The organism is Dyadobacter sp. HNCC25DJ183 (assembly GCF_056895175.1).
This window is the reverse complement of sequence record NZ_JBXHAP010000004.1, coordinates 481,559-495,965: the sequence shown is the minus strand read 5'-3', so window position 1 is coordinate 495,965 and position 14,407 is coordinate 481,559. Positions and strand designations below refer to the sequence as shown.

Annotated in this window: 14 protein-coding genes; 11 read left to right on the top strand and 3 right to left on the bottom strand. The window is 48.8% G+C overall.

Annotated elements, in window-relative coordinates:
* The first annotated feature begins 3 nt into the window (after positions 1-3).
* On the top strand, positions 4-2,073 hold the full coding sequence (locus AC1XTG_RS12505; RefSeq protein WP_484842229.1) for a hypothetical protein: 2,070 nt from the start codon (positions 4-6) through the stop codon (positions 2,071-2,073).
* On the top strand, positions 2,070-2,363 hold the full coding sequence (locus AC1XTG_RS12500; RefSeq protein WP_056281819.1) for a hypothetical protein: 294 nt from the start codon (positions 2,070-2,072) through the stop codon (positions 2,361-2,363). The genes AC1XTG_RS12505 and AC1XTG_RS12500 overlap by 4 nt, the downstream gene beginning before the upstream one ends.
* Positions 2,364-2,367: 4 nt before the next feature.
* Here the strand turns inward: AC1XTG_RS12500 and AC1XTG_RS12495 are convergent, their stop codons facing one another.
* Both AC1XTG_RS12495 and AC1XTG_RS12490 read right to left on the bottom strand, forming a co-directional pair.
* On the bottom strand, positions 2,368-3,159 hold the full coding sequence (locus tag AC1XTG_RS12495; RefSeq protein ID WP_484842228.1) for a hypothetical protein: 792 nt from the start codon (positions 3,157-3,159) through the stop codon (positions 2,368-2,370).
* Between the two features lie 109 nt (positions 3,160-3,268).
* Positions 3,269-4,216 carry an OmpA family protein gene (locus AC1XTG_RS12490; RefSeq protein WP_056281826.1) on the bottom strand — a complete coding sequence of 316 codons (948 nt, stop codon included), beginning with the start codon at positions 4,214-4,216 and terminating at the stop codon, positions 3,269-3,271.
* A 125-nt stretch (positions 4,217-4,341) separates the two neighbouring features.
* Here AC1XTG_RS12490 and AC1XTG_RS12485 point away from each other — a divergent pair, with 125 nt between their 5' ends.
* Positions 4,342-5,892: a caspase family protein gene (locus AC1XTG_RS12485; protein WP_056281830.1), complete on the top strand. Its 1,551-nt coding sequence runs from the start codon at positions 4,342-4,344 to the stop codon at positions 5,890-5,892.
* 53 nt (positions 5,893-5,945) lie between these two features.
* Here the strand turns inward: AC1XTG_RS12485 and AC1XTG_RS12480 are convergent, their stop codons facing one another.
* Entirely contained in the window at positions 5,946-6,689 is a 744-nt protein-coding gene (locus tag AC1XTG_RS12480) for a hypothetical protein (protein ID WP_484842227.1), read from the bottom strand.
* Positions 6,690-6,947: 258 nt separating this feature from the next.
* Here AC1XTG_RS12480 and AC1XTG_RS12475 point away from each other — a divergent pair, with 258 nt between their 5' ends.
* From AC1XTG_RS12475 to AC1XTG_RS12440, 8 genes are all read left to right on the top strand, one after another.
* Complete coding sequence (locus AC1XTG_RS12475; RefSeq protein WP_056281838.1) at positions 6,948-7,529, top strand: hypothetical protein; 582 nt, start codon at positions 6,948-6,950, stop codon at positions 7,527-7,529.
* Positions 7,530-7,579: 50 nt separating this feature from the next.
* Complete coding sequence (locus AC1XTG_RS12470; RefSeq protein ID WP_056281841.1) at positions 7,580-8,488, top strand: tetratricopeptide repeat protein; 909 nt, start codon at positions 7,580-7,582, stop codon at positions 8,486-8,488.
* Positions 8,489-8,499: 11 nt separating this feature from the next.
* On the top strand, positions 8,500-10,029 hold the full coding sequence (locus AC1XTG_RS12465; protein ID WP_484842226.1) for a hypothetical protein: 1,530 nt from the start codon (positions 8,500-8,502) through the stop codon (positions 10,027-10,029).
* A gap of 24 nt (positions 10,030-10,053) precedes the next feature.
* Complete coding sequence (locus AC1XTG_RS12460) at positions 10,054-11,493, top strand: C1 family peptidase (RefSeq protein WP_484842225.1); 1,440 nt, start codon at positions 10,054-10,056, stop codon at positions 11,491-11,493.
* 147 nt (positions 11,494-11,640) lie between these two features.
* Positions 11,641-12,252: an FHA domain-containing protein gene (locus AC1XTG_RS12455; protein ID WP_056281852.1), complete on the top strand. Its 612-nt coding sequence runs from the start codon at positions 11,641-11,643 to the stop codon at positions 12,250-12,252.
* 27 nt (positions 12,253-12,279) lie between these two features.
* Positions 12,280-12,996 (top strand): hypothetical protein, encoded by a 717-nt coding sequence (locus tag AC1XTG_RS12450; protein WP_056281854.1) that lies wholly within the window; start codon positions 12,280-12,282, stop codon positions 12,994-12,996.
* 36 nt (positions 12,997-13,032) lie between these two features.
* Entirely contained in the window at positions 13,033-13,749 is a 717-nt protein-coding gene (locus tag AC1XTG_RS12445; protein ID WP_484842224.1) for a hypothetical protein, read from the top strand.
* 17 nt (positions 13,750-13,766) lie between these two features.
* Positions 13,767-14,405, top strand: a complete 639-nt coding sequence (locus tag AC1XTG_RS12440; protein WP_082489097.1) for an FHA domain-containing protein — start codon at positions 13,767-13,769, stop codon at positions 14,403-14,405.
* The last annotated feature ends 2 nt before the right edge of the window (positions 14,406-14,407 follow it).

Genomic DNA, 14,407 nt, shown 5'->3' with positions numbered 1-14,407 from the left:
GATATGGAAAGTTCAGACGAGAAGATAATCCCGGGCACCGATAGTAGGCCAGGGGAGACTGGCCGGGCACAGGAGAAAATCATTCCCGGCGTGGGGACGCCCCGCGTGGATAAGCCCGATACGCCCACAAACCAAACCACTCCTCCAAGATCGCAGCCGGAAGAACCGGGGGAACAGACCGATGTGACCCAGCTTATTGCAGCTTCGACCCGTGCAGGCGGGCTGAACGAAATCCCGCACGATTTTGACAACCGGAATGGGTCGTGGAGCAGCATCAGCTCCTCCAATCCGTTCGAAATCCTATATCTGGATTATAAACAATATCGATCGATCACATCCGAAATGGTCCAGAAGAACTACCGGATCATCTCGGAATTCTGGGCGGATAAGCTGCTGATCATGAACAGGGGCGCGCGCGACCAGATCGAAAAAAAGTACACGGCCGTTGTCGTCAATGGCGCGGAAAGAAGATTGGAAGCAGCACTTAATAAGCTTAAAACGCCTGCAAGCCTGGAACTGAGCTTTCAGCAAGTAGACGGAAGGCGGCTTGAAACAGGTTTCGCCGCCATTTCCGAGCTGATTGAAATCTCTGTGCAGGATGGACATATTACCGAAAACCAGGCAAATGTCATTATTGCAAAAGGTTTGAAAAACGGACTGGAAGCGCACGAAATAGAGGGCCGCATCATTTCCATTATTACTGAAAAAGGATTCAAACCCAGAAAAGAAGTTGATAAATCCCGCACGTTCAGAAATCTCTGGATGACGGAGGATGCCTGGACCGCTTATCAGAGACGGGATGTAAGAGTGGAGTGGCTGGTCGAATATGCGTCGACGCTTGAAGAACTGGGGGAGATCACATTCAGAAAGAAAACAGAGTCTGAATATTATCTCAGGAACGCGAATTATCTTCCGGCACTTGTCAACAGGGTAACTAACAGCGCCTCGCGCGCTGCTGAATTCGAGCGGATTATCGAGGAAGAAAAGGATACGGAAAAGAAATACCTTAAAATCCTTTATCACTTGCACCCGGCGCTCCCGTTCCGGTTCCGCGGATCGGTTTATAACGACATTCACAAGCTTTTCGACGATGCCACACTGGCCCCGGAATCTTTCTGGATGGCGGCGGCTTTGTTCTCAAAGGACCATTTTCGGATCTGGCTCAATGAGTCGGCGCCACAGGTGGCTATGCTCATGCCGGAGACAAATGATGTCATTGCTTTTCTGACATTCCTTTATGCAGTCAACAGGCACTATCCGTTTTACCTGAACAACACGAAATTCACCAGCCCGGAAGATCTCGCACGTGCGATGAAAGTGAACCAGGGCATTTGGGTAAATGTGGCCCAGCACATGGAGAACGGCTATCTTCCCGCTTGGTTTAAAGCAATCGGCCGGGCGGATATCAACAGCCGCTACAATGCGCACCTGGAAGCAATTATCAACGCTGGATTGTATGATGCAAAAGAACTGAAACTGGCTGCGGCACAAACGCTGATCCTGATCATCGACGCTTCGGTCGCCGTGCCGACGCTTAGTGCAGATATCAGTCAGATCGTTCTACCGGAAGTGGAGGGTGGGAGCGTGGTGCGGTCCGGCGTGCGGCTGCGCGTTCAAAACGCCGGATTTGTTAAAGCAGCGGTGAGGCTCGACACAGATATTGATGGTATCACTATTAGCGAAAATGAGTTGACATTCAACAGTTACGCGCATGAAAGTGAACGGGAGGTTGTGTTAATCGTCGACTCTTCCAGGCTGGTCAAGGACAGGCTTTACATGCTTAACTTAACCGTAAACACCTCTTACGGCGCGATCAGTATCCCGGTGCAGATCAGGGTTGTGTTTCCCAAACGTGCGGTTACCATCAAAGTGGCGCAATATGCTGCTGCGACAGCTTTGTATTTCAGTCTTTTCAGATACCTGGTGAGCTTGTTAATGAATTTCGACGGTTGGCTGGCGGGCTACGGCTATGTTACCGGAGAATATCCATTCCTGTTTTTTCTGCTTGTGGCAGGATTTACTGCGGGGGCCTTTTATTCTTTCAGATATGTTAAAAAATTGGAGAAAATATGAAAAAGAAGAAGTCTTATTTTTGGCCAGCTGCCCTTCTGGTTACTATCCTGGTTATCATAGGCGATTTTCTGGCGAGGGTCAGCTCTGTGTTATTTCTTCCTGTTGAAAGGCTCCTGTTTGTAACCCCCGGCATCTCCCCCGTCATCATGTGGGCGTTTCTGGGAATGATGCTGGGGGCCATTTATGGCTGTTACGTATCAATTAGAAAATTCAGGCTGGACAACAAACTGATTGTGATCCCAGTGGGCATATTCGTTGTCGTAATCAACCTGATGATCATTTTCTCTTAGGCAATCAGTTTACGCCGAATGCAAATGCGTCCACGGCGGTAGAGCCTGTGGAAGGTTTTCCGGTAAAGAAATATTCGCCCGGCAATAGCTTTCTGCCAGGAGTGATTTTATAAACACCGGCACTTTCTTTTGAGATGTCAAGACTGATAACAGACTCACCGGTTTTCATCCCGCTGAATGAGCTGGCAGCCATGGTAACAACTTCTCTTTTTCCTTTAACTGGTTTGAGTTGGTATAAAACCAGTTCGGGAAGCGCATCGCTGCCTGTGTTGATCAGGAAACTGTTGATCTGGTCGCTCTCAATGCGCAGGCCCGATTTATCGCCGTCGACCTGCAGGAGGATTTTACCGCCGCTGAACCCTTGGCGCGAGCGAATACCCGCCACCAGTTTTTCCAACGGTTGCGCATCTTTTTTGGCCGTGAGAAGATATACGTGGTTTAATAGAGCGAGTGACCGGCTGCTGCTTTCGACAACTGGTTTCGCTTCCGATGTGGAAACGGCCACCGCTTTGGCCGCAGCAGGTTTTGCCGGTGAGCCTGACTGCTTTTCAATCATGGCTTTGATAACAGATTCATCAATTCCTGACTTTTTGAGTGTGACGAGGCCGGTAGGCGTGACATTGAATTTACAGACCGAAGTTTCAATGCTGGTTAAAATCACGTCAGAACTAAGACCGGCTTTGTGCATTTCAATAACGCCTTGATTGGTGAGGGCAGTTGAGGCGGTTTGGGCAAATACCGAAAGAGAGGAAAGAAGAAAAATGAAGGAGGAACAAAGGGCAAAAATAAATTTCATAAAATGGAAGTTTAAGATACGGCTATTAATAGGATTTCGGGCGAGAAGGTAAAATGCCCGTCGTGGGTTCAGAAATGCCGAGAAATAGATGATGTGCAATGCAGCAGCATTACATATTAGGAAGCACGACCCAGTAGAAGGTGACAACCCTTCTGCGCTTGTCGTTTTTCAGGGCGTCTTCTGTGAGTCCGGGCGGGAGTTCTTCTCCTCGTCCAAGGGTTTGCACGGTAATGTCTATCAGGTTGGAATGTTCCTTTTTACGGTCAGCAATAATGCGTTCCAGCAATTGCTTAACAGCCTCGGCGCGTAATTCGGACAGTTTGCGGTTAAGGTCAGGCTGAGTGGGCTCTGTCAGGTTTTCGGATTGCAACAGCTTTGAAGCAAGGTCCCTGTATAATGCTGACCCGGTTTCCACAGCTGTCGCATCGGAGTAACCGGTGACAATGATTTGTCCTTTCAGGCTGTTGAAGGCATTCTTGTATTTGTTCGCAAAGACATATAGCTTTTCTACGACGGGACCGAAGAGCCGCTGTCCTTCCCTGAACTGTTCGCGGATGAGCCTGTATTCACCCGGCCTGAACAAGGCGCCGATCTCTGACTTGGAAAAGGTTTCGCTTCCGAGAAAATCGACGATAACCTTTGTCTTTTCCTCCAAAATCCGGAGGATCTCGGCCGACTCGAACACCGTACGGCTGGCATTTGCCAGGATTTCGGCTTCTTTCTTGTTGCTTTTCTTGTCGCCGAAATCTTTCAGATCCTGCTGTGCTGCTTCCAGTTTTTGCGTGGTTTCATGGATTTCTTTGCGTTTCCCCGTCAGATAATTCTGAATGTCAATATTGGTGTTATGGTTGATCTTCTGCGTAGAATCGGCTTTGTTGGCCGTTTGGGACACTCTTTCCAGCATTGTCAGTGCATTTTGCTGCGACTCCAATGCAACTTTAAGCGCCAGGGAAGATTGTGATAATGCAGTACTCTTTTTTGCACATCCGGATAGGACTAAAATCAGTAAAAATCCGGGAAGCACGAACAGGAAGCGTGGTAAAAGTGCTTGATGCATAAGGGAATTAAGTGAGGTAGGGGTTTCGTGGATAAAAATTAAAGTGTATTGATTACAACACCAAGCTTACCACCCATTTTACCTGTTTATTTTTTAGTTTTGAGATAGCGCCCTATCGAACCTCTATGAAAAATTTGTGTGCCTTCCTTCTTCTTGTTGCGATTCCCGGCTTTGCACAGCAGTCTGAAGGGATCAGCTGGCGCGCGTTGTTTGAGATCCATGATGCCCGCGACCGGGTTTCAAGAGAGGCCAGGATCAGTTCGCGCTTGTTTCAGCAAAGTCCGGAAAGATCGAATATCTGGCGCAGGAACAGGTACGGTAATGGAACAACCGGCAATAAGAAATGGACCGAAGAAATTCACCTGAATGCCGAAAAACCAGAAACGCTGATCTTCATTACCAATGAGCCCGCCGAATATGACAGGCTGGTGCAATCACTTACCAGCGGGAATGAAGTTTCCAATGCGGAGGGGCAGGGATTTCAAATGCTGGAAACAAAAACGTTCCCGAGTGGACGGACAATGTCAAGTTTTTCAAAGGGTAGCCGCCTCGTTGAAGTGCTTTCCAACCAAAAGGGTGGTGCGCGCGAGTGGATTTTTCAATTGTCCAAAACAGAGACCGCAGCCCCTGTCGCTGCGAAAGATCAAACTCCACCGGAGATTACGATCATAGAACCAAAACTGGCACAAACGCGCTCACTGGTCGAGGTGAAGCTGAGCCGGGTTTTTGTTAAGGTAAAGGTTACTGACGACAGTGGTGTCAGAAGCGTGATGATGGACGACAAGGCGGTAAAGCCCGACTTGGATGGTACCTATAATGCCGTGTTTACTCTTCCCCCCAATCTTTCCCAAAAAACGGTTGAAATCCGGGCAACGGATCACGCCGGCAATGTCGCTTCGGTTCAGGTAATACTCAAATCACCTGCTCAGGTGCCCCTTTCCGCCGGAGACGAAGCCGACTTTGATGACATTGCCCAAGGTCGTTATTATGCGCTCATTATCTCCGTCCAGAACTACCAGCCTGGCATTCAAGCGCTTTCGAACCCGCATAAGGATGGAGAGGCGCTTTCCAAAGTGCTTTTGAGCCGGTATAAATTCAATCCTTCCGATGTGTTTACGCTCAAAGATCCGACGGTAGCGGAATTGGGACAAGCTTTGGAAAAGCTGAAAGCAAACCTTACCAAACGGGATAACCTGCTGATTTTCTTTTCCGGTCATGGTGAATGGGATGAAAAGATTGGACAGGGTTACTGGCTTTTAAAGGATGCTGAGCCTCAGAATCAGGCTACCTGGATCTCCAACTCCACAGTCAAGGATTACATTCGCGGGATCAATTCCCGGCATACGTTGCTGGTCACCGACGCTTGTTTTGGAGGTAGCATTTCGACAAAAGGCACGGATGATGCGGCCGAGAAAAAGATTTACAAACTGCCAAGCCGCATCGCCATCACCAGCGGAAATCTGGAAAAAGTGCCTGATAACAGTGTCTTTATGAAATATTTCCTGGAAAGGCTGCGCGAGAACAATAGTAAATACATGCCAGCCCTCACATTTTTCAGCTCCTTTTACACGGCTGTGATCAGTAACTCGGGTGAGAACACGCCTCATCAGCCGCAGTACAGCCGCATTGATAACACCGGTCACCAGGGGGGCGATTTTATTTTTACCCTGAAATAAATGCGTAAAGCCTGGCTAAAATGTGCCGGGCGATACTGCGCTCAAACCTATCCCTAGTTTTTTCTGAAAAGTTGTTCGCGGGAGTCTCCCCGAGCATTTTCAGAAGCATTCACCCGATGTCCGGAAGTCAGCCTGAATGTGTTACCTGATTCAGAAAAGCCGTCGCTGTCGTAGAAAGCCCGGCCGGTGTTGACCGGAATGAGATCGTCATTTACGTCGCCGTAATCATCCAGCATGACAATTGCATTTTCCAGATTTTTGATGCCGCTCGCCGTCACTTCTCCGGAATACACTTCCAGCATTCTTGCCTTGGTACTGTTGTAAGTGTACTTTGTCTCGGTAATAATAAAAATCGTAAAAAAGTTGCCACTCCCTGCAATATACGCGCCATCCTGCCCGATAGCTTCGCCGCGCAGATCGCCGGAAAAAGTATAATTCTTTGTATCCAGCGAGATAGTAAGCTTTTTAGAATCCTGATTGTACAGCCTCACTTTATAATCATTGAAACGGTGCCCTACTTTGTAGTAGTCGTTTGGTACTTCGGTGTGGGTCATAATCATGGGAGAGAGCCAGTATGTTCCTTCCAGGGCGGGCGGCCTGGTGCCCTCATTTACATCCACGCCCATTTCCCGGATCTTGTCAATGGTTTGCTGTGGAACATTGCTGCGAATGGCTTCACTAAATGGTTCTTCAGGCTGTGGGTCGTTGTTTTTGCAGGCGCCGAATGTGAGGGCAATTCCCATAATAAGTACCAGGCGAAGGCTGAAAATTTGCTGGAATAGCGTTGTTGTTTTCATGATTTTGAAAGTTTAAAATGGATGGTTGATTTTGCGTATCAGTGATACATCGCAGAAGTCCATCGATTTTCATTTTCATCCAGAAAAAAAATTGAGTTTTTTTTTCTGGAACACTTTACTTTCCAGTCCCACAGGTTTATTAATCAGATATATAGTCCTCTCTTTTCATTAAACATCCGGTTCAAAAAAGTCCGGCTGGAAAAATGAAAACTTTGGCGATTCTTCGATATATTTTGGTTACTAAACCTTCTTCTATTCATGACCACAGAAAAGCGGCCTTGTCCGGAATACAAAACGGACGCAGAATTATTAGAGGCCTTTCTAAAAAAGCTGGATAAGGCATATACATGCCTGTTGCACATTTGTTACACGCAGATTATCCCCAGTCTGAAAAGGAAAAATCTTCCTCTTCAAAAAGACGTGGAAGATATTGTAATCAATGCGCTGACGGAAGTGATCGTGAAAACGGATGTTTACGGCTCTCTGAAGCAACTATTATGGACCGTCAGCAACCTGCGCCTGATTGACTGGATCCGCAGGTTTGCGTCGTATGATGAGGAGGGAGAGGTGATTGTGAAAGAAAATACGAAAGAAAGCTGGGGCCTGTTTGAATCGTTGTTTGTTCAGGCCGATCCAATCATGGAAATCGCGTTTGAAGACGAATTCCGTTCTTTCCGACGAACGCTGAACGACCGCGAAGAAGAGCTGCTCAGGCTGCTATCGGAGGGTAAAACCGAGGAGATGATTGTGGTGATGATGGATTTGAAAGCTGGAACTGTGGACAACCTTAAATCGAGGGTGAAAAGAAGCTATCTGCAGTTTTTCAACATCAATAAATAATTCAGACGCGGCAGATTGTCGGCAAAGAATAAAATTAAAAACTTCTGAAAGTGGAAAATTTAAGCCAGGAAGAAATAAATCAGATCCAGCTCTATGTGCACCAGCTCATGGAAGCTGAGGAACGGAAAAGATTTGAATTAAGAATGCAGTCGGACCCGGCATTTGCTGAGGAAGTTGAAATCCGGCGCATTGCTCAAATATACCGTTTCACGAAAGTAAAGGACCATTTATTGGAACTGCGAGACCAGATGATGGCAAATGGCCAGCTTTCCCGCGAAAAGGAGGATTTGCCCCTCAAAGAGATTCCGCTGCTAAGGCCGCAGCAGGATAGCACGCCGGAAAAGGAAACGCAGGTGGTGTCTCTCTGGCCTACGCGGCTCGCTGCGGCTGCAGTGGTCCTGATCGTGCTGGGTTTTGGCGCGTGGCTTTGGAATAGTCAGAAACACACCGGTGACAATGTTGCCACAGATAGCAACGAGGAGAACGTGATCAATCCGAGTGCCGCAGACATGGTAGCAGTGTTTATCAGCGAAGCTTCTCAGCCGCGCGGAAATGTTCCCCGAAAGCTCAAAAAGGCGGTAGGCGCATTTGAAAACCAGCAAACCGACGAGGCGATCAGGTTGCTGAAAAACAGAAGGTTAAGTTTGTTACCGCGAAAAAAAGATGAATACGGCGCAGGGGAAAAAGGGGTCCAGGAGAACACAGATCCCGTGCTGGAATCTTTCCGGAAATTCTACCTGGGCGTAAGTTATTTGTCCAAAGGGGAAGCAGCGCGCGCATTGACTTATTTGCAGGAAGTGAAAAATCCGTTGCGGGACGAAGCGCGTTGGTATACTGCATTAGCCCATCTCAAAAACAACGACCCTGGCAAAGCCCGCGTGATCCTGCAATCCATTAAAAATGATAGCGCTTCGAAATTCAACACAGAAGCCGGGCAGTTATTGAATGAATTGAAATAAAGCACTGGTATATGAGAATACTGCCGTTCTTCCTATTCAGCCTGTTCCATGTAGCATTCGGTCAGGCGATTTCGCGGGAGGCTGAGCTGGAAGTCAATGATTCTGCTTACCATAGCATAGAAGTTGCGAATATGCTTTTCGGTGCGGAGGGAAATGCTGCTGTGCCAAAAAGTTTTAGCATGCGGATGTATTGTCCCGTTTCGCCCATTACTGCTACCGGGGGACTTGGCTGGAGTGCGGCTATCGGCAAAGCAATGAGCATTCAGGTAGGGATTGAAAGAAAATGGAACCGGGAGCAAACTGAGAAATACGCCTTTTCACCCTATTTTTTATTTGATATGCTGCCAAAATCCTCCCCGGTAAGCTGCAAGCTTCAAAAAGACTGGATGAGGCAAACGCAGGATCTGCTTACGAAGGTCGGGATAGTCAGGCTTGCAGATTACCGCGAAAAAGCTGCGGATTGTCACCGTCAGCCGTCGATGGAGCTGCTCAACGGGGTAGACCGCTTTCGGATCCGCGCCATGACGAGGCTATTTACTAGTGACCAGATAAATGCGCAGCAAAGCATCGGGCAGAAGCAATTTGTGATGAAACGCAGTCTGGGGCGCAAGCATCCGGTCGTCCTATGCATGCTGGCCGGTGAAGCATTTGAAAAACTGAAAACAGACCAATGGGTGCCACGCGCATCCGCGCAGGAGCTAAGGACAGTCGTGGTAACTGGCTATGACGATCAGAAACAGGCATTTGAAATCACGCATCCGGCCGGGAAAAATTGGGGTAGGGGTGGCTTTGCCTGGTTGCGTTATGCCGATCTTGCGTACGCAAAGTATGCCTTTGAGATCACGATGGAAGACGGGCTGGTGCCTGCTCAAAAATCGGTGGCCCAGGCTCCTGCACGTCAACAAACGCTAACTGGCAACTCCACTTCAAAACATGCGGCCATGCGGGGTTCGCTGCAGCTTAATGTGGTAAATGAGCAGGGGGCTTATGTGCCTGTTATATTGAACCTGCATGCGGATGGATATTACGAGACGGGCAGAGGATATGATGTGCAGTCGCAATTCCGGTTGGTTGGCTCCGCCACTGCCAGCAGCTTCTTATATGTAGTGGGTGTTGATCCCGAGGGCGGGGCGCAACTGCATTATCCTTATCAGAAGAAAACAGATGCGGGTGTTACAGAACATTCATCGCCCTTACTGGCCGAAGCTGGGAGCGAGGTGGTTATTCCAGAGCCTGTCCTGCATTACGAAGCGAATGGAAGGCAAACCAGGCGCGAGCAGGTTTTTATCAAAGAACAAGCGGGAACGGACTGGCTCCTGGCCATTTACAGCGCCACCAGACGGGATCGGGAAATTGAATCACTTGTTGAAAAGCTGAAAGGACATTCCGCCGATTTTCCGTTGCGCTTGCAGCAGGTTTTTGGAAAATATCTTGCTCCTAAATCGCTTATCAATTTTGACAAGGAGCACATGAAATTCGTTGCCGGCGCATTGCCTGAAAGGTTCGTCGTGCCCATTATCCTGAAACTGGAAGGGCATTAAATAATTAAAGATTCAGCTTAGTCAATGAAACCGGTACCTGCGCTTTGTCTTACAGCCCTGCTGATGCTTGTTTGCTCCATGGTTTTCGCCCAGGCGCAACAGGGCTTCGGGCTCATCTTTAATGAAGCGGATTTTTCGCGTATCCCGAGAATGCCGGAGCAGGCTTCCGGAACAAAGAGCCTGGAAACCATTTCGTTGACAAAAGATTTGCTGCAATATGCGCCTACTCCTGCCGCGCAGGGCACCATACAAAGCTGCGTTGCATGGGCGACTGCCTATTATGCCTACACAATTCAATATGCCATTCAGCACAAGATCACGGAGCGGGCTGCAATCGATGCAATCGCCCTTTCCGCCATGTATCCCTACAAAAAGTTGCGACCTGGCTGTGAAGGTGGTATGGACATTTTTGAAATTGCGGATTATATGAAGACGCAGGGTAATATCCCTTACGCGAAATTTCCGGTTAACGCCTGCAATGGAAAGTTACCGGCGTCTGTTTCGCCGATCTTTCCAATCCGGGATTATCAGGCGGTATTTGACTACAAAAAAGATCCAGGGAACAAGGGCGTTCAGGCCATTTTGCAGGCAATTGCGTTCAATGACCTGCCTGTGATCGTGGGTATGGAAGTGGGCGACGCTTTTGCAAGACTGAATGCATCGGACACTTATTATGATCCAAAAAAAGAAGGCGTCCGGAAATACGGTCACGCTATGACTGTAATAGGGTATGACCTGCCGAAAAAAGCGTTCAAGATATTGAACAGCTGGGGAAAAGCCTGGGGGCAGGAGGGGGCTTTCTGGATCAGATTTGATGATTTTTCAAAAGTGGCAAAAGCAGGGATTGTCCTGATCCTCCCCGAGGAAGTGCCTTTGCAATCTCCTGCAACCGCAGGGGTTGCGAAAGTTGGCGGGGTATTTGGGTTTCAATACCTGGACGAGAAGACCGGCGGTTTCGTGCGGATTGCTCCTACGCACGCAGGCAACGGCGTTTATCAGTTTGCAAAAAAAGACTGGAAAGTGGGGCAGGCATTTCAGCTGTTGACCAATAACCTGCACAATGGACTTTCGATGTGCGTTTTCAGCGTCAACAGCAAAGGAAAACCGACTTTGCATTGGCCGCGGGAAAAGGATTTCGGGCTGGGTACAGGCGACAAATTACCTGTCAGGAATTTCGACATGGTGATCCCTTCACCTGAAACTGCATTGCTTATAGAAGAAGCCGGATCAGACTATCTGTGCGTGCTTTACAGCAGCGAGTCTCTGATGCCCGACTTGCAAAGCATTTTTAACCGCATTGAAAACGGAACAGGAACTATTCCTTCACGAATCCGGGAAAGTCTGAGTGATCGGCTCATGAAGGCTGGTACCATTCGTTACGAAGCAGGCGAGATGCGGTTTTCAGGCGCAGGCGAACACGGCAATACCGTTCCTCTGATACTTAAAATTGAGTCAGTAAAGTGAAATTGGGCTAGTGTGCCAGCTAGTTGGGAAAGGCTCTTCTGCCCCCTTATTCCCCCCAAAGAAAATTCCTGAAAAAAAAAGTTAAAAACCACGTTACCTTTTTCATTCTGCGACGATAAATACCTGTAAACCTATAATCCTTTTATTATGGCGAAGCGGTACAGTATCGGCAGAAACCCGGATAATGCATTCAGCTATCCAGCTGAAACGACCGTTAGCGGAACGCACGCCTATCTGACGCTGGTCTCTCAGAGCCAACTTTTGATTGAGGATAACCGCTCAACGAATGGTGTTCATGTGAATGGACAGCAGGTATCGACCTACTTACTACAACGCGGTGATAGCCTGCGGCTGGGCGGCCTTTGGTTGAATGTGGAAGCGCTTTTCCGGGAAATCTGGAATCGGGAACATCCTGCCGAGCGCAAATCCAGCCAGCCTACTTCCAATCTTCCGGGTGTGGATGTGTCCGATCAATTTCTGCAACTCAGAGATGTGTTCAATAAGTACAGGGCTCACCTGGACGAGATCGACAGGCTCAGGCAGGGTACCCTCGCGGACAAAATTGTGCGCGTGTCCACTTTGGGGATGTTGACGAAGTTGGATACCACCAATCTGAGAAAGCTCGATCAGGATGTCAGAGACTGGTTTAAAATGAATTATGTATGTCCAAACTGCATGGTGCACCTCAACGATTTTCCCTGGGAGGCATTGGCAAGACAGAAGAAATGTGCACGCTGCAAAGCAATTTGGGTCAAATAACAGGGACAGAACGTAAACCGTACATAAATGAAAAAGGAACCAGATAAGAACACAAAACAAACGCTGACTGCCTCTGCTGCGGGAGTAGTAGGTGGACTAGGGGCTGCCCTGGGCACCCAGTATGCAGACGGGCTATCTCGGGAAGACGAAGAAGGTAACGATGCGACCAATGTTCATGCTGCAGAACCAGGCGGATTCGAAGCAGGGAACATAGAAAGTGAAAATGTGGATGCTAATACGATGAATGTAAGCCAGGACAACAGCTCAGAAGATGATGAGATTATCGAGGGAGTAGCATTCGATGCCAATGGCGACGGTGTTGAAGACTCCATGGCCTACGATCTGAATGGGGACGGCGTGCTGGATGCGGTGGCAATTTGCATTGACACCGATGCTAACGGTGAGATTGATGCAGTAGCGGTGGCGGCGGACATGAATGGTGATGGCGCCATAGATATGGTCCAGATGGATTTGGATGGGGATGGCGTGCTGGACGCATTGGCGATGGATTACGACCAGGATGGTATCATGGAATATGCGGGTGTGGATACCGATGGAGACCACGTGGTAGAAAGCCATTTTGTAGATACGAATGCCGACCGATCTTACGACCTGGTGATCCAGGACGAAGGAACGGGTGACTACGACGATAGTGCTGATGAGGGTGAGTATGACGCATCGGCAACGGGTGACGACATTGCCTACGACATGGACAATGATGCAGATGTATCCGACTGGGCGTGATCTTAACGAATTGACATATACCTAACTTCGATACACATGGCCGGTCAGACAAACGAACAAGACGCAGCTAAGAAAGGCAATAAAAAAGGCGACGAAAAAGAAATGCAGGGCTGGAAAAATGTGGGAACTGCCGGAGCAGGAGCTGCAACGGGAGCTGCTGCCGCAACCGCGATTAAATACAGCGACGACATAATCCACTTTGTTGCTGGTGGGGAGGAAGAGGACGATCAGACTGGCGATCCCGAGCAGGATCCCAACGTTCCCGGGTCCGATCCAGCGCATTCGGAAGGCGTTATTACTTCGGCTTCCGCCCTACCGCAGAATCAATCCTCCCCGCAAGCTACTCCCGAAGCGGGAATTGCAGGCGAAGTAGATGTGGAAGCAGACGGAACTGGGGATGAAATCAGGGATTCACAGGAGGGGTATGCGCAGGAGGGCGGCCCGATGGACGAAGATGAAGAGGTGATAGACAGTGTGGATGGCTTCATGACGGACACAGAGTTTCATAATGCGGCAGACGCGGTATCCATTAGCGAAGATCATGATGACATTATCGAATCGACTTACAGCACAGAGTCCGACGAGGTAGCGATCACTGAAGAAGTCAGCGAGACTGAAATGGATGATGAGAATGAGTTCATCGGGCCCCCGGAATATGATCTGGCTGACGATATGCTCCATCATCAAACAGACGGTACGGACCAGTCGGGCGACGAAGATTGGGATGCTTATAATCCTGAAAACATCATCTAGATACCAAATCTGCTGTCATGAATATCAAGTTAGGCGAATGCGCCACGTGTCGACAATGGCTTGGGCTGGACGATAAGCACCCCAAAGTAAGGCCCGGCAATGTTTTGCAAGTAAGGTGTTCCAAATGCGGTACGGTGAATGCTGTAAAAGTACCTGCCGAATCTATTCCCATAAGCCAGGCTGCACAGAAACCATCCGGGAACCAGGGCAAAGGTTTTCCCGACGAACCTGAAAGAGCGGGAGTGGAACCCGGCTGGATGGTGGTCCATGACGAAAACACGCCGTCCCAGACATTTTCTCTCAAACCCGGCAAGAATGTTATAGGTCGCTATTCGCCGGACAAGCCCTGCGAGATCATGATCAAAACCAATGACGCATTTATGAGCCGGAACCACTCCCTGATCGATATTACGAAACAACCCGATGGCAGCCTCGTGTTCGTGATTTCCGATGTTGGAAGTACCAATGGCACATTCATCAATGCGGTCAGAAAGCTATCGAGATACGACAAGTTGATCCTTAAAGACGGTGATACCATTCAGATGGGGAAAACAAAGATCGTACTTAAAACACGCCAGTCTACGCAGGATGCGCAGGAAGCTGAAAGTAAAGTGAAGCGGGGCGCTTACCTGAAAACCGTGATTATGTCAAAATGAAC